We start from the raw sequence: 14,323 nt of genomic DNA on the forward strand, positions 1-14,323 counted from the left end.
GATTGACCCTGGCCTGAACCATGAATGCCAGTCGGTCCCCAGGAAACGCCTGAGTGGAGGTCAGTCATGGGTACTCGCGCCGGAGGACGACGCACGGGACCGAAATGCATTGCCATAGTCGGTCCCTTCGCAAGCGGTAAGACGACACTTCTCGAAGCCATATTGGCCCGTACCGGCGCCATTCCCCGCCAGAACCCGGTTTCCTCAGGCAATACTGTTTCAGATCATTCGCCCGAGGCCCGCGCCCACGCCATGAGCGTCGAGGCGTCGATCGCCACCACCGAGTTCATGGGCGAGCAGTTCACCTTCATCGACTGCCCCGGATCGATCGAATTCTCCTTCGAGGCCGAACCGGTGCTGGCCGCCTGCGACGTCGCGGTGGTCGTGGCCGAGGCCGACGAAAAGAAAATCCCCGCCTTGCAGCTCATCATGCGCAAGCTCGACGATCTCGGCGTGCCGCGCATCCTGTTCCTCAACAAGGTCGACAAGGCGATCGCGGGCGTGCGCGATACGCTGAAGATGCTGCAGCCGACAAGCGCGGCGCCGCTGCTTCTGCGCCAGATCCCGCTGCGCAAGGACGGCGTCGTGATCGGCTCGATCGATCTGGCGCTGGAGCGCGCCTACATCTACCGCGAATATGCCGAAAGCGAGGTGGCCGAGATACCGGGCGACGACAAGGCGCGCGAACTGGAGGCGCGCTTCTCCATGCTGGAGACGCTGGCCGATCACGACGATGAGTTGATGGAGCAGCTGCTGGAAGAGATAGAGCCGCCGAAGGACGCGATCTTCGACGATCTCGCCGCCGATCTGCGCGAAGGCGCGGTGACGCCGGTGCTGATCGGCACCGCCGAGAAAGGCAATGGCGTGCTGCGCCTCTTGAAGACGATCCGCCATGACGCGCCCGACATCGAGGCGACCCGCAAGCGGCTCGGCGCCCCGGACGGCAATGCGACGGTGGTCCAGGTGATGAAGACCATCCACACGCCGCATGGCGGCAAGCTGTCGGTGTCTCGCATCCTGTCCGGCCAGGTCGCCGACGGCTCGGAACTGTGGCTGCCCGGCGGCGACACCGCCAAGGTTTCCGGAATCTACCGGATGCTGGGCAAGGATCAGGTCAAGCTGACCGCCGCCAGGACCGGCGACACCGTGGCGCTCGGCAAACTAGACGCGGTCAAGACCGGCCAGACGCTCACCTCGGCCAAGGGCGGTGCCAAACAGCTCTTCGATGTCGAGCCGCCGCAGCCGGTCTTCGCCTTCGCGCTGCGCCCCAGGGAGCGCAAGGACGAGGTCAAGATGTCGGCCGCCATCCAGCGCCTGGCAGAGGAGGATCCCTCGCTCAGCCTGCGCCACAACCAGGATTCGGCCGAGACCGTGCTGTCAGGGCATGGCGAGATGCATCTGCGCGTCGTGCGCGAGCGGCTGGAGGGCAAGAACCAGATACCGGTGGAAGGCCATGCGCCGGCGGTGCCCTATCGCGAGACGATCCGAAAGCCGGTGCAGCAGCGCGGCCGCCACAAGAAACAGTCGGGCGGCCATGGCCAGTTCGGCGATGTCGTCATCGAGATCAAGCCGCTGCCGCGCGGCTCCGGCTTCCAGTTCACCGACACCATCACCGGCGGCGTCGTGCCCAAGACCTACATCCAGTCGGTCGAGACAGGCATACGTGACTACCTGAAATCCGGCCCGCTCGGCTTCCCCGTGGTCGATGTCGCGGTCAACCTGTCGGACGGCTCGTACCATGCGGTCGATTCCTCCGACATGGCCTTCCAGATGGCGGCCAAGCTCGCCATGAAGGAAGGCATGGCCGCCTGCTCGCCGGTGCTTCTGGAACCGGTGATGAAGGTAGAGATCGTCACGCCGTCGGACGCGACATCGAAGATCATCGCGCTGATCCCGCAGCGGCGCGGCCAGATCCTCGGCTATGACGCGCGGCCCGACTGGCCGGGATGGGACGTCGTCGAGGCGACCATGCCGCAGGCCGAGATCGGCGATCTGATTATCGAGCTGCGCTCGGCCACGTCAGGCGTTGCCAGCTACCGCGCCGTTTTCGATCACATGGCCGAGCTGACTGGTCGTCTCGCCGACGAAGCGATGAACGCCAACGGCAAGGCTGCCTGATTTCGCCCGGTGCCAGATTCCGAATCATGTGGAGCCCCCTCGAACGATCGAGGGGGCGAAAACCAAAAACGACGCCCGGGGGGCCGGACGCCGTTTTGTTTGCGGACCGTTTTCTCGGGAGGAAAAACGGCAGGTCCGCCGCATGTCGAGGTCGTCGCGCTTCGGCGCAAAAGGTTCGGACGCGGTAGCCGCCTGAGCCCGGGCCGTACGAGTGATGCCCCCATCTCCCGTCCGAACCACACCGCGTCCTATCATCCACTTAGCAGATGGAGGGTGTCCTTGTCATGTTACCAGAGGTTACATGACACTGTTACGCGGCAATTCCGGTGAATTTTTCAGCCATCCCAGTGGCATGCAGGCAACAAAAAAGCCGGATCAACGAAGATCCGGCTGAGTTTGATTGGAAGTGCCTGTTAAGGCTAACCTCCAGAGGGGAACACTCGAGGACGCTAATGGGAGGAGAACGCGTCCAGGAGATGATCTATATATGTGCTCTTCATGCCCAAGAAACAAGCATCTATTTTGCAACACACACATGCAAAAAGGCACAGGCTGTGGTCCAACCCATTCCGAAAGCCAATAGGACCAGCAGAATCGTGAAAATGAGGCGCGATTTCGGGTCATTGTCGTCTCGAAAACGCCGATCCCGACCGATTTTGCTCCCGAATGCCGAAAAACACTGATGATGTGGAATGAGGCAGCGGCGGTTCATTTCCAAGGCAGTCAAGCGAGGATCGACCATTGCGCAGGTTTTCGGCGATCGCCGGCAGCGGCATTTTCCTGATCGCGGCTCCCGGCGTTGTCGCCGGGCTGGTTCCCTGGCTGCTTAGCGATCGCTGGGGCCTGCCATGGTCGCCCCTGCCCTCGTTTGCGCTCACCGGCGGCATGCTCGTCATTGCCGCGGCCGCGGTGCTGCTGCATGCCTTCGCCCGCTTCGCGCTGGAGGGGCTGGGCACGCCCGCCCCCGTCGCACCGACCGAAAGGCTGGTGATCGGCGGCGTCTACCGCCATGTCCGCAATCCCATGTACGTCGCCGTGCTGTCGATCATTCTGGGCCAGGCGCTGCTGTTCTCGAGCTGGTCGATCGCTGCCTACGCGGCAATCGCGGCGGCTGCCATGGTCACCTTCGTCAAGCTCTACGAGGAGCCGACGCTCGCCGGCCGCTATGGCGCCGAATACGAGGCCTACCGCCGCAACGTACCGGGCTGGCTGCCGCGGATTACGCCTTGGAAAGGATAAGCTAGAACGACCAGCTTCTGGCCTTGGCGATGATGAAGTCGCGAAACACGTGCAGCTTGGCCTGGTTTTTCATCGCGTCGGGGTAGGCGAAATAGGTGTCGAAGGACGGCACCTCGGTCTCCGGCAGCAGCTGCACCAGGCCGGAATCCTTGCTGATCACATAATCCGGCAGCATGGCGATGCCGGCGCCGCCCTGCACGGCGCGCTTGATCGACAGGATGTCGTTGATCTGCAGCGACGGCACGCGCTGGCCGCTCTCGAAATCGCCGACCGTCTCCAGCCAGTTCAACTCCGACAGATGCGACGGCACGGGCAGGCCGAAGGTGACGATGCGATGGGTTCTCAGCTCCGCGACCGAGCCCGGCTTGCCGTGCTTGGCGACATAGGATGGGGCTGCGTAAAGGTGGAAATGCACGGTGAACAGGCGGCGCTGGATCAGGTCCGGCTGTTGCGGCTGGCGCAGCCGGATGGCGCAATCCGCCTGGCGCATGGTGAGGTCGAGTTCCTCGTTGGCGAGGATCAGCTGTAGGCTGATTTCGGGATAGAGTTCGATGAACTCCTGCACCCGCTCGGTCAGCCAGCCGGCGCCGAGGCCAACGGTCGTCGTTACCCTGAGCACGCCGGACGGCCGGTCCTTGGTCTCGGTCAGCCGCGACTTGATGGTCTCGAGCTTCATCAGCACGTCATGCGCCGTGCGGAACAGCATCTCGCCCTGTTCGGTCAGCACCAGGCCGCGCGCATGGCGGTTGAACAGCGGCACGCCGACATCATGTTCGAGCGCGCTGACCTGCCTCGAGATCGCCGATTGCGACAGATGCAGCGTCTCGGCCGCATGCGTGAACGATCCCGCTTCCGCCGCAGCGTGAAACACGCGTAGCTTGTCCCAGTCCAACGCCATGATTTCCCCTCGTTCCGGTTGGCGTCTGAATGAAAAATCAGGCTTTTACACGGCGTTTCTAAGCCGTTTTATACAGTCTGCGGCGGCTCTTATTCCGCTGCTTCGCGATGTACCTCGATGCCGGCCAGATACTTTTCCGCTTCGAGCGCGGCCATGCAGCCCAGCCCCGCCGCTGTCACGGCCTGCCGATAGATATCGTCGGTCACGTCGCCAGCGGCGAACACGCCGGGCACGTCGGTGCGCGTCGAATCCGGCGCTGTCCACAGATAGCCGTTCGGCTTCTGCTTCAGCTTGCCCGCGAACAGCTCGACCGCGGGCGCATGGCCGATAGCCACGAAGACGCCGTCGATCTTGAGGTGGCTCTCGGCGCCGGTGACGGCATGCCTGAGCTTCAGCCCTTCGACTGAAGGCGGCAGCGGTGCCTTGCCGGGGCGGCCGGTGATCTCATCGACGATCGTGTCCCAGATGACGCGGACATTGTCCTTTTTCAACAACCGTTCGCGCAGGATGCGTTCGGCACGGAAATCCGAGCGCCTGTGGATGACGGTAACGCTCTTGGCGAGGTTGGACAGATAGAGCGCCTCCTCCACCGCCGAATTGCCGCCGCCGACCACCGCGACATCCTTGCCGCGATAGAAGAAGCCGTCGCAGGTGGCGCAGGCGGAAACGCCGAAGCCCATGAAGTCCTGCTCGGTCGGAATGCCCAGCCACTTGGCTTGCGCGCCGGTGGCGATGATCAGCGCATCGGCCGTGTAGGTCGTGCCGGAATCGCCCTTGGCGCGGAACGGCCGCACGTTGAGGTCAACCTCGGTGATGATGTCGTTGATGATGTCGGTGCCGACATGCTCGGCCTGCTTGAGCATCTGCTCCATAAGCCACGGTCCCTGGATCGGATCGGCGAAGCCGGGGTAGTTCTCGACATCCGTGGTGATCATCAATTGGCCGCCCTGCTGCAGACCGGCGACCAGCATCGGCTTCAGCATGGCCCGCGCGGCATAGACCGCCGCCGTATAGCCGGCCGGACCGGAACCGATGATGAGAACGGGCGCGTGCTTGGTGGTCATTTGGAGCCTCTGCGGGGGCGGACAGCGAGTGTGCCTTGGAAAAAGACGTGGAATATTGCTCTTAATGTAAGGGCTGCAAACCACGCCAGCAAGACGAACGGACCGTCGTCCCCGGAAAGCTTCGGCCCCTATGGATATTCGCGCGATGGCCGCTTTCGTTACCTGTCCACAATCGCGTCGACGAGGGCTGGCTTCGACGCAAAAGTCGTTTAATTACAAAATAGCGAAAGATTCTTGCGCCACACTGATCATCGAGAACCCTGATGCCCCTCAAGGCCGATCTTGACGCCATCGACTGGAAGATCCTGCGCGAGCTTCAGTCGGACGGGCGCATGACCAATGTCGAGCTCTCGAACCGCGTCGGCATTTCGGCACCGCCCTGCCTGCGCCGGGTCAAGCGGCTGGAAGAAGCCGGCATCATTCGCGGCTACCGCGCGCTGCTCAACGCCCCGGCGCTGGGCCTCGATGTCGTTGCCTTCTGCCTGGTCGGGCTGCATCACCAGGCCGATGCCGAACTGCGCATCTTCGCCGAGCGTACGCGCGGTTGGCCGGTCGTGCGCGATGCCTGGATGGTATCGGGCGAATCCGACTTTCTGCTGCATTGCGTGGCGAGCGACCTCGGCGCCTTCCAGACCTTCGTCATCGAGGAACTGACCTCGACGCCGAACGTCGACACGGTCCGCACCGCGCTCACCATCCGCCGCGTCAAGGATGAGGGCCTGGTGTCGTTCGAGCGATCCTGAGCCGGGCGAACGCCTGCGCGATGGCCGAATTCCCGACATTCGCCATACAGGTGCCGCGTTGGTATTCGAAAGACGCTGATGTACAAGGCTGGACGGCTCTGCCGGATTCGCCGCTCGACTGACGCTTCATTGGTTTCCCGAGCATTCCAGCATGTGTAACGGTTTTCCGCCCGGAATTGCTTGAGAACAGATGGCGCCAGCAGCGTATATTCCGGGAAGAATCCGCCATGGGAAGGGGACCATGACCCGTTTTGCAAGCCCGGTCTCGGCGCTGATCATCTGCGTGAACGAGGCCGATATGATCGGCCCGTGCCTGGAAAGCATCGATTTCTGTGCCGAGATCATCATCGTCGATTCCGGCTCGACGGACGGCACCGTCGAATGCGTTGAAAGCTATATCGCCAGGGGCTATCCGATAACGCTGCTGCACAATGACTGGCCGGGCTTCCCCCGCCAGCGGCAATTCGCGCTCGACCACGCCAACCAGCCTTGGTGCCTTTCGATCGACCCGGACGAGCGCGTCGACGACCGATTGCGGCAGTCGATCGTGGCCATCACCCAGGCGGCCGGCGGCAAGGCCAGCGGATGGTACATGCGCCGCCGCGACTGGCTGAAGGGCTACGGTTATGCCCATCGCTGGGTGCTGCACAACAGGCTGCTCAGGCTTTTCCGCAGGGAAGGCGCCAGCATGGATCTAACGGCGCGGGTGCATGAATCCGTTCACGTGCCGGGCGAGACCGACACGATCGAAGAGGGTCTCTTGCTGCATCGCCGTGAAATATCGGTCGAGGAGGATCTTGCCCGGGCCAACACCTATTCCAGCCTCAAGGCGGTGACGCTGGTCGAGAGAGGCAAGAAGCCCGGCCTGGTGCGGCTGGTGCTGTCGCCGTTCGGCAACTTCCTCAAATTCTACCTGGCCAAGCGCTACTTCCTGTGCGGCCGGCATGGCTTCGTCTACTCGATGTCGGTGATGATCTATTCCTTCGCCACCGAAGCCAAGCTCTACGAAGCCTCGCAGCAAAACGACCAGGCTTAGGCCCTACGATCCGAGCGCGTCGATAGCGGCGAGCAGGCCGCCGAGATCGTGGTCGTCATGCAAGCACCTGATGGCGAAGCCAGGCTGAAGCGCCGCCTCACCGTCGACCAGCCAGCCCTGTGCCAGCCCTGCGCGTTGGGCCGCCTGCATGTCGGCCAGCTTGTCGCCGACCATCAGGGAGCGCTGGAGGTCAAGATCAAGGCGCCTGCCCGCCTCGATCAGCATGCCCGGATTGGGCTTGCGCATCGGATGGTCCGTTATGGCGAGCGGCCCGACGCCCGCCTCGTGATAGGCGCAGGCCAGCACCATGTCGACGAACGCGCCCTGCCTGTCCAGCAAATGGAGCACGCGGTCGTTTACCGCGGCAAAGACGCCCCAGTCGAAATAGCCGCGCGCGATGCCGGACTGATTGGTGACCACGACCACCGGAATGCCGATCCGGTTGGCGGCGGCGATCGCCGGCAGCATCTGCGGCCTGAGTTCTATCTCGTCCGGGTCGCTGGGATAGTCGGTGTCGACATTGATGGTGCCGTCACGGTCCAGGAACAGCGCCGGCGAGCGTGCGGGAAAAACCCGCCCGCCGACCTGCTCCACCCACAAGCCCGGCTCGGCCAGCGGAAACGGCGCTGTCTCGTCAGCCATTCGACAGGCGCGCTTCGACCGCCTCGCACAGATAGTGATAGAGGCACAGATGCCCCTGCTGGATGATCGGCGTCGAGGTCGAGGGGACGTTGAGCAGGATGTCGGTGAGCGGCTTGAGCTTGCCGCCGGTATCGCCGGTCAGGCTGATCACCGTCATGTCCATCATGCGCGCCTGTTCGGCCGCGGCGAGAATGCTCGGCGAATTGCCGCTGGTCGAGATCGCCAAAAGCACGCCGCCCGCGGCGCCATGCGCTTCGACCTGGCGCGAAAACACCGTGTCGAAGCCGTAATCATTGCCCCAGGCGGTCAGCATCCCGGCGTTGGCCGGCAGCGCGATCACATTGTAGGCCTTGCGTTCCTTCAGGAAGCGACCGACCAGTTCGGTGGCGATATGGATGGCGTCGCTGGCCGAGCCGCCATTGCCGCAGACCAGCAGGGCCTTTCCCTGGGAAAGCGCCGCCACGACAGCATTCACCGCACGGTCCATCTCGCCGGTCAGATCTCGCTCGACCGTGGCAGTGATGGCGGCCGCCGAGCGGACCAGATAGTCGTTCAATTCGGACATGAATTCCCTCAGTTGGTGGCGCCGCCGGCGCGCAGTTTGCCGATGGTGCCAGTGGTGCTCTTGCCGGCGACGAGATCGACCAGAACGACGCGCCCGCCCGCCTTTTGCACCACATCGGCGCCGACCACGGTGTCGACCGTGTAGTCCGCGCCCTTGACCAGTATGTCGGGCAGAAGCGCCTCGACCAGAGCCAGCGGCGTATCCTCATCGAAGACAATGACGGCATCGACCGAAGCGAGCGCGGCAAGCACGCAGGCGCGGTCATGCTGGTCGTTGACCGGGCGGCCCGGCCCTTTCAGCCGCCGCACCGAGGCATCGCTGTTGAGGCCGAGCACCAGCCGGTCGCACTGGCTGCGCGCCGCGTGCAGCAGGCTGACATGGCCGGCATGCAGGATGTCGAAGCAGCCATTGGTGAAGCCGACGCTCAGGCCCTCCGCTTTCCATCCCGCCACCATGCGCGCGGCCGAAGTGGCGTCCAGGATAGCGTCCTTGTGCGCGGTCGGTCCGTGCGAGCGGAACAGCGCGCCGGTGAGTTCCTCGACGCTCAGCCGGGCGGTGCCGCGTTTTCCGACCACGACGCCGCCGGCGGCGTTGGCGATGGAGGCAGCGGCGACAGGATCGGCACCGGCGGCAAGCGCCAGCGCGAAGCTCGCGATCACCGTATCGCCAGCGCCCGAGACATCGAACACCTCACGTGCCTGGGTGGCGATGTGGCTCGCCTCGTCGGGACCGACCACGCTCATGCCCTTCTCGCTGCGCGTGGCGACGACGAAGTCGAAGCCATGCGCCGCAATCAGTTCCCGTGCCGCCGCAACGATCTCGTCATCGGCGAACACCGCATGGCCGACGGCCTCGCCAAGCTCCTTGCGGTTGGGGGTGACGGCGGTCGCCCCGGCGTAGCGCGCGTAGTCGCGGCCCTTCGGGTCGACCAGCACCGGCTTGCCCGCCTCGCGGCAGATGGCGATCAATTCGGCGGCGACGCCGTCCAGCAATATGCCCTTGCCGTAGTCGGACAGGATAACGATGTCGGCCTGCTGCAATGCGTTCCGGAAACGGCGGATCAGCTCCGCCCGTTCCGCTTCGCCGAGCGGCTTGATCTCTTCCTCGTCGAAACGCAGCACCTGCTGGTTGAGCGCGCTGAAGCGGCTCTTTGACGAGGTCATGCGGCCGCGCTGCTGTGAAAGGCCCACTGTCTCGGCGCCAAGCTCGCCCAGCATCCGCACCAGACTGTCACCGGCGGGATCGGTGCCGATCACCGAGACCGGAATGGCGCGCGCGCCAAGCGAGACGATGTTGGCCACGACGTTGCCGGCGCCGCCCATCGCTGAGCTTTCGCCACGCCCATGCAGCACCGGAATCGGCGCTTCCGGCGAGATCCGCTCGATGACGCCATTGACGAAGCGGTCGAGGATGATATCGCCGACCACCAGCACGGCGACGTCGCCGAAGCGCGCAATGGCGCGGTGCAGGGGTTCGGGTGAAGGCGGATTGTGCTTGATCATGTCATCTGCCACGCGCGGGTAACGCCGATCTCAGATAGGTCGAAACACCAGATTTGCGAGGCCGGCCGGTCATGCCTGCCGATATACCGCAATTGGGCACCAACGCAACGCCGGGGCGGAGGCAAACCCGGACAGGTCAGGCCTTCTGCAAGGCGACGTGGACGCCCAGCCCGACCAGCACCGCGCCGCCGGCCTTCTGCATCAGCCGCTGCGCACGGCTCGAACGCCGCAGCCGGCCGATCACGAGGCCGGCCAGGAACACGCACACGACATCGGCCGACGAGAACATCAGGTTGACGATGGTGCCCAGCACCACGAATTGCACCCAGACCGGCAACCCCGCCGAGGCATTGATGAACTGCGGCAGGAACGCCATGAAGAAGATCGCGGTCTTGGGATTGAGTACCTCGACGGTGATGCTCTCGAACAACGCCCGGCGGGCCGATTTGCGGGTGATCGCCGGCAGCGCCACGTCGCCCTCCACGCGCTTGCGAAACAGCGAGATACCCAACCAGATCAGGTACAGCGCGCCGACCAGCTTGACGGCCATGTAGAGCGGCGGCACGGCGTGGAACAGCACTGACAAGCCGGCTGCGGCGGCAAAGACATGGACATAGCCGCCGAGATGAATGCCGAGTGCCGCCGTCAGCCCCGACCAGCGCCCCCGCGCCATCGTCTGCGCGGCGGCATAAAGCATGGCGGGGCCCGGAATGTAGGCGAAGATCGCCGTGGTGGCGAAAAACGCGATCAGCAGTTCGGTCGGCGGCATTTCTTGTCCCTCATGATCCTGCCCTGTCCGATTGCAGGCCTTTCAGTCAGCCCGTGGGATGGCTTTGGATCGGCCTGCGCGAACAGTTGCCATGAAAGCCGACATGACTTTTTTGTGGAATGACGGACTGAATGCGCCGATACGCGCACCCGGTTCGAAATAAGCCGACGATTCCAGAATATCGTGTACTCGTCGACTATGACCCAAAGCGGGATTGGGTCAAGGCCGGCGCGGCGCGTTCAATTTCCGGAACGCCAACTGCGACGCGATCACGGCCCGGCTGGGTGGAAGTGATTGCAAGGATGAAAAGGTTCGTGCCTCCGGCTTTCCGGGAAGAACGGCGACGAAGGCAACAGGCCTCGCCTTGCGGCCTTCGGTCTCGCCGTCTCCATGTTGGCGATGCCACAGATATGGATATCGCCAGACGTCCGCGGCCACTGGTTTAATCACGGTCCAATTCCGCGGCGTACTCCTCCAGCATCTCGACATGTTGCAGCGGTGCATCCTCGGCCGCGTAGACGCGACGGCTATCGTTGCCGAAGCGCGCTTCGTACGCCTCGATGCTCATCAGGACGTATCTCGGCTTGTTGTGACGAGTGATGGAGACCGGCTGCTGGCTGGCAGCCGCGAGCACATCGCCGAGATTCTGTTTCAGATCAGTGGATGGATAGTGTTTCATTGGAAACTCCGTTTTGCCCATAATAGACAAAATGGACAAAACAGACAAGTCTGAGCGGGCGAGCCCCGAGCGGCCGCCTGCTTTGTCGACAGCCCGGCCAGGCTCCCTTATAAGGACCGGAATCGCACGCAACCAGAGGCCTTCATGATCATCGTCACGGGCGGCGCCGGCATGATCGGCTCCAACATCGTCGCCGCGCTCAATGCGGAAGGCCATGACGACATCCTGGTCGTCGACGACCTCACCGACGGCCACAAGATCGCCAACCTGGCCGACCTCGGCATCGCCGACTATCTCGACAAGGACGATTTCCTGTCGCGCATGGAGGCCGGCTCGCTTGGCCGTGTCGAGGCCGTCTTCCATCAGGGGGCCTGCTCGACCACCACCGAGTGGAACGGCAAGTTCATGATGGAGGTGAATTACGCCTATTCGAAACGGCTGCTGCATGCCTGCCAGGCGCTGCGCGTGCCCTTCCTCTACGCCTCCTCCGCTTCGGTCTATGGCGGCGGCGCCGAATTTCGCGAGGAGCCGGCGCTGGAGCGGCCGCTCAACGTCTATGCGTATTCCAAGAAACTCTTCGACGATTATGTCAGGCGCACGGTCTTCGACAGCGATCATTCGCAGGTTACCGGCTTGCGCTACTTCAATGTCTATGGCCCGCGCGAGGCGCATAAGGGGGCCATGGCCTCGGTCGCCTTCCATCTGTTCAATCAGGTCGAGCGCGGCGAAAACCTGAAGCTGTTCGGCGCTTACGATGGCTTCGGGCCGGGCGAACAGAGCCGCGACTTCATCCATGTCGGCGATGTCGCCGACGTCAATTTGTGGCTGTGGAAGCGCGGCGCCAGCGGCATCTTCAACTGCGGCACCGGCCGCGCGCAGCCGTTCCGTGCGATCGCCGAAACGGTCATCGACACGCTGGGCAAGGGCGAGATTGAGTTCATCCCCTTCCCCGACCACCTTAAGGGCAGCTATCAGAGTTTTACCCAGGCTGATATGTCCCGCTTGCGCGCGGCCGGCTATAACGGGCAATTCCGCACTGTAGAAACCGGCGTCAGAGACTATGTCGAATGGCTGAAAGCCCAACGATCCTCGTGATCGGCCCACGCTGGGTGGGCGATATGGTGATGGCGCAGTGCCTGTTCTCGGCGCTGAAGGAACTCCATCCCGATGCCGCGATCGATGTGCTGGCGCCCGCCTGGGCGGCACCTCTGGTCAAGCGCATGCCCGAAATCCGACAGCAGATCGACTTTCCGCTGAAGCCTGGCGCACTCGAATTCAGCCATCGCCGCCGTTTCGGCCGTCTGCTGCGCGGCCGCTACGACATGGCCTATGTCCTGCCGGGCAGCTGGAAGTCGGCGCTGATCCCGTTCTTTGCCCGCATTCCGCGCCGTTTCGGCCATCTGCGTGAAATGCGCTACGGCCTCTTGACCGACATCGTGCCGTTGCCCGATGCCGTGAAACGACGCACCGCACAGGCCTATTTCGGCCTCGCCCAGGGCGGCAGTTTCCGCGCGCCCCGGCTGACCGTGGACGCGAAAAACCAGGCCGCCCTGCTCGATCGTTTCGGCCTGGCGCCGCGGAAATTCGTGGCCCTCATGCCCGGGGCCGAGTTCGGCCCGGCCAAGCGCTGGCCAAGCGAGAGCTATGCCGGCCTTGCCCGCGAATTCTTGGCCAAGGGCCTGGAGGTCGCGCTGTTTGGTTCGAAGAACGACCGCGACGTGACGGCGGAGATCGCAGCCCTTGCCCCCGGCGTCGTCGACCTCGCTGGCCAGACGCGGCTGGAGGACGCCATCGACCTGATCGCGGCGGCAAGGCTCGCGGTCTCCAACGACAGCGGGCTGATGCATGTCGCGGCCGCCGTCGGTACATCCATCGTTGCCGTCTATGGCTCGACCTCGCCTGAAAACACGCCGCCGCTGGCGGAGCGTCGCGAACTGGTCTGGCTCGGCCTGTCCTGCTCGCCCTGCCACCGGAAAATCTGTCCGCTCGGTCATCTCAACTGTCTGAAGACATTGGAAGTCGCGCAGGTCGCTGCGGCAGCGGACCGCCTGCTGGAAGTGCCGGCCGCGGCATGAAGGTACTGATCGTCAAGACTTCGTCGATGGGCGATGTCATCCACACTTTTCCGGCACTTCAGGATGCCTGCCGCGCACGGCCCGATATCGCTTTCGACTGGTGCGTGGAAGAGGCGTTTGCCGGCATCCTCGCGCTGCATCCGGCTATCGGCACCATCCACACTGTGGCGATAAGGCGCTGGCGAAAGAACCTCTTCGACGCGAACACCTGGCGCGAGGCGGCGGCCTTGCGCCGAACCTTGCGCAAATGCCGCTACGACCTCGTCATCGATGCGCAAGGCCTGCTGAAGTCGGCCCTGGTGGCACGCCAGGCGCGCGCGCCGATCGCCGGCTTCGACCGGTCGAGCGTGCGCGAGCCCTCGGCGACGCTGTTCTATGATATCACCTATGCGGTGCCGCGCGACCTGCACGCCATCGAGCGGACACGGCGGCTGTTCGGGCTGGCGCTCGGCTATCGGCCGGACCTTTTGACGCTCGACTCCGGCATCGTGGCGCCAGCGGGCATGATCGCCGGCGTCGACGGCAGGACCGCGTTCCTGCTGCACGGCACCAGCCGCGAGGACAAGAAATGGCCGGTCGAGGACTGGATCGGAACCGCCCGCCTGCTGGTCGAGCGCGGCATGATTCCGGTCACAACCTGGTCGAACGAACGGGAGAAGGTGGTGGCCGAAGCGATCGCCAAGGCCGTGCCAGCCACGGTCGTGATGCCAAAGTCGCCGCTGGACGCCATCGCCGCCATCCTCGGCCGCTCGACGCTGGTCATCGGCGCCGATACCGGGCTGACCCATCTCGCCAGCGCCTTCGGCCTGCCGACGGTCGCCGTGTTCCTGGCGACGGAGCCGGGTTTGACCGGACCGCGCGGGCCGTATGCGTCGACGTTGCTGGCGCCTGGTGGCAGACGCGTGACGCCCTCGGACGTGATGGCGGAGGCTGAACGACTTTTAGAGCTTAGGCGGACAACTACCGGGAAAGACTGAATTTTCGATCGAACGA

General features: G+C 64.0%; 14 protein-coding genes. 7 read left to right on the forward strand and 7 right to left on the reverse strand.

The annotated features are described in order from the left end of the window. The first annotated feature begins 66 nt into the window (after nucleotides 1-66). Nucleotides 67-2,118: an elongation factor G gene (locus tag LB516_RS26450; RefSeq protein ID WP_015316167.1), complete on the forward strand. Its 2,052-nt coding sequence runs from the start codon at nucleotides 67-69 to the stop codon at nucleotides 2,116-2,118. Between the two features lie 741 nt (nucleotides 2,119-2,859). Then, nucleotides 2,860-3,357 (forward strand): methyltransferase family protein, encoded by a 498-nt coding sequence (locus LB516_RS26455; protein ID WP_015316166.1) that lies wholly within the window; start codon nucleotides 2,860-2,862, stop codon nucleotides 3,355-3,357. 1 nt (nucleotide 3,358) lies between these two features. Here the strand turns inward: LB516_RS26455 and LB516_RS26460 are convergent, their stop codons facing one another. Both LB516_RS26460 and trxB read right to left on the reverse strand, forming a co-directional pair. After that, entirely contained in the window at nucleotides 3,359-4,255 is an 897-nt protein-coding gene (locus LB516_RS26460) for a LysR family transcriptional regulator (protein ID WP_015316165.1), read from the reverse strand. 89 nt (nucleotides 4,256-4,344) lie between these two features. Beyond that, on the reverse strand, nucleotides 4,345-5,319 hold the full coding sequence (trxB, locus tag LB516_RS26465; RefSeq protein ID WP_127873462.1) for a thioredoxin-disulfide reductase: 975 nt from the start codon (nucleotides 5,317-5,319) through the stop codon (nucleotides 4,345-4,347). A gap of 263 nt (nucleotides 5,320-5,582) precedes the next feature. On the opposite strand from trxB, the gene LB516_RS26470 reads away from it, so the two are divergent. Both LB516_RS26470 and LB516_RS26475 read left to right on the forward strand, forming a co-directional pair. Beyond that, a complete protein-coding gene (locus LB516_RS26470) occupies nucleotides 5,583-6,062 on the forward strand; it encodes an Lrp/AsnC family transcriptional regulator (RefSeq protein WP_015316163.1) in 480 nt (159 codons plus the stop codon). 241 nt (nucleotides 6,063-6,303) lie between these two features. Continuing rightward, nucleotides 6,304-7,098 carry a glycosyltransferase family 2 protein gene (locus tag LB516_RS26475; RefSeq protein WP_015316162.1) on the forward strand — a complete coding sequence of 265 codons (795 nt, stop codon included), beginning with the start codon at nucleotides 6,304-6,306 and terminating at the stop codon, nucleotides 7,096-7,098. 3 nt (nucleotides 7,099-7,101) lie between these two features. Here the strand turns inward: LB516_RS26475 and gmhB are convergent, their stop codons facing one another. From gmhB to LB516_RS26505, 5 genes are all read right to left on the reverse strand, one after another. Then, a complete protein-coding gene (gene gmhB, locus LB516_RS26480) occupies nucleotides 7,102-7,740 on the reverse strand; it encodes a D-glycero-beta-D-manno-heptose 1,7-bisphosphate 7-phosphatase (protein WP_224592726.1) in 639 nt (212 codons plus the stop codon). Further along, nucleotides 7,733-8,305, reverse strand: a complete 573-nt coding sequence (locus tag LB516_RS26485; protein ID WP_224720653.1) for an SIS domain-containing protein — start codon at nucleotides 8,303-8,305, stop codon at nucleotides 7,733-7,735. Before LB516_RS26485 ends, gmhB begins: the two co-directional genes overlap by 8 nt. 8 nt (nucleotides 8,306-8,313) lie before the next feature. After that, complete coding sequence (rfaE1, locus tag LB516_RS26490) at nucleotides 8,314-9,807, reverse strand: D-glycero-beta-D-manno-heptose-7-phosphate kinase (protein WP_224720654.1); 1,494 nt, start codon at nucleotides 9,805-9,807, stop codon at nucleotides 8,314-8,316. 136 nt (nucleotides 9,808-9,943) lie between these two features. Then, a complete protein-coding gene (locus LB516_RS26495; RefSeq protein WP_224720655.1) occupies nucleotides 9,944-10,576 on the reverse strand; it encodes a LysE family translocator in 633 nt (210 codons plus the stop codon). 442 nt (nucleotides 10,577-11,018) lie between these two features. Then, on the reverse strand, nucleotides 11,019-11,255 hold the full coding sequence (locus tag LB516_RS26505; protein ID WP_015316156.1) for a type II toxin-antitoxin system Phd/YefM family antitoxin: 237 nt from the start codon (nucleotides 11,253-11,255) through the stop codon (nucleotides 11,019-11,021). A gap of 144 nt (nucleotides 11,256-11,399) precedes the next feature. Between LB516_RS26505 and rfaD the strand changes: the two genes are divergently transcribed. The 3 genes from rfaD to waaC are packed head-to-tail and all read left to right on the forward strand — an operon-like array spanning nucleotide 11,400 to nucleotide 14,307. Beyond that, on the forward strand, nucleotides 11,400-12,350 hold the full coding sequence (gene rfaD / locus LB516_RS26510; protein WP_224720656.1) for an ADP-glyceromanno-heptose 6-epimerase: 951 nt from the start codon (nucleotides 11,400-11,402) through the stop codon (nucleotides 12,348-12,350). Then, nucleotides 12,323-13,330 carry a lipopolysaccharide heptosyltransferase II gene (waaF, locus tag LB516_RS26515; protein WP_015316154.1) on the forward strand — a complete coding sequence of 336 codons (1,008 nt, stop codon included), beginning with the start codon at nucleotides 12,323-12,325 and terminating at the stop codon, nucleotides 13,328-13,330. The genes rfaD and waaF overlap by 28 nt, the downstream gene beginning before the upstream one ends. Continuing rightward, nucleotides 13,327-14,307 carry a lipopolysaccharide heptosyltransferase I gene (gene waaC, locus LB516_RS26520; protein ID WP_015316153.1) on the forward strand — a complete coding sequence of 327 codons (981 nt, stop codon included), beginning with the start codon at nucleotides 13,327-13,329 and terminating at the stop codon, nucleotides 14,305-14,307. Before waaF ends, waaC begins: the two co-directional genes overlap by 4 nt. Nucleotides 14,308-14,323: the final 16 nt, after the last annotated feature.

Source organism: Mesorhizobium sp. CO1-1-7 (assembly GCF_020164885.1).
GTDB classification, from domain to species: Bacteria; Pseudomonadota; Alphaproteobacteria; order Rhizobiales; family Rhizobiaceae; genus Mesorhizobium; species Mesorhizobium australicum.

Excerpts from the sequence above, each read along its gene's own strand:
- LB516_RS26450 (WP_015316167.1), top strand. The coding sequence starts at position 67 with ATGGGTACTCGCGCCGGAGGACGACGCACGGGACCGAAATGCATTGCC.
- LB516_RS26460 (WP_015316165.1), bottom strand. The coding sequence starts at position 4,255 with ATGGCGTTGGACTGGGACAAGCTACGCGTGTTTCACGCTGCGGCGGAA.
- trxB (WP_127873462.1), bottom strand. The coding sequence starts at position 5,319 with ATGACCACCAAGCACGCGCCCGTTCTCATCATCGGTTCCGGTCCGGCC.
- LB516_RS26470 (WP_015316163.1), top strand. The coding sequence starts at position 5,583 with ATGCCCCTCAAGGCCGATCTTGACGCCATCGACTGGAAGATCCTGCGC.
- LB516_RS26475 (WP_015316162.1), top strand. The coding sequence starts at position 6,304 with ATGACCCGTTTTGCAAGCCCGGTCTCGGCGCTGATCATCTGCGTGAAC.
- gmhB (WP_224592726.1), bottom strand. The coding sequence starts at position 7,740 with ATGGCTGACGAGACAGCGCCGTTTCCGCTGGCCGAGCCGGGCTTGTGG.
- LB516_RS26485 (WP_224720653.1), bottom strand. The coding sequence starts at position 8,305 with ATGTCCGAATTGAACGACTATCTGGTCCGCTCGGCGGCCGCCATCACT.
- rfaE1 (WP_224720654.1), bottom strand. The coding sequence starts at position 9,807 with ATGATCAAGCACAATCCGCCTTCACCCGAACCCCTGCACCGCGCCATT.
- LB516_RS26495 (WP_224720655.1), bottom strand. The coding sequence starts at position 10,576 with ATGCCGCCGACCGAACTGCTGATCGCGTTTTTCGCCACCACGGCGATC.
- LB516_RS26505 (WP_015316156.1), bottom strand. The coding sequence starts at position 11,255 with ATGAAACACTATCCATCCACTGATCTGAAACAGAATCTCGGCGATGTG.
- rfaD (WP_224720656.1), top strand. The coding sequence starts at position 11,400 with ATGATCATCGTCACGGGCGGCGCCGGCATGATCGGCTCCAACATCGTC.
- waaF (WP_015316154.1), top strand. The coding sequence starts at position 12,323 with ATGGCTGAAAGCCCAACGATCCTCGTGATCGGCCCACGCTGGGTGGGC.
- waaC (WP_015316153.1), top strand. The coding sequence starts at position 13,327 with ATGAAGGTACTGATCGTCAAGACTTCGTCGATGGGCGATGTCATCCAC.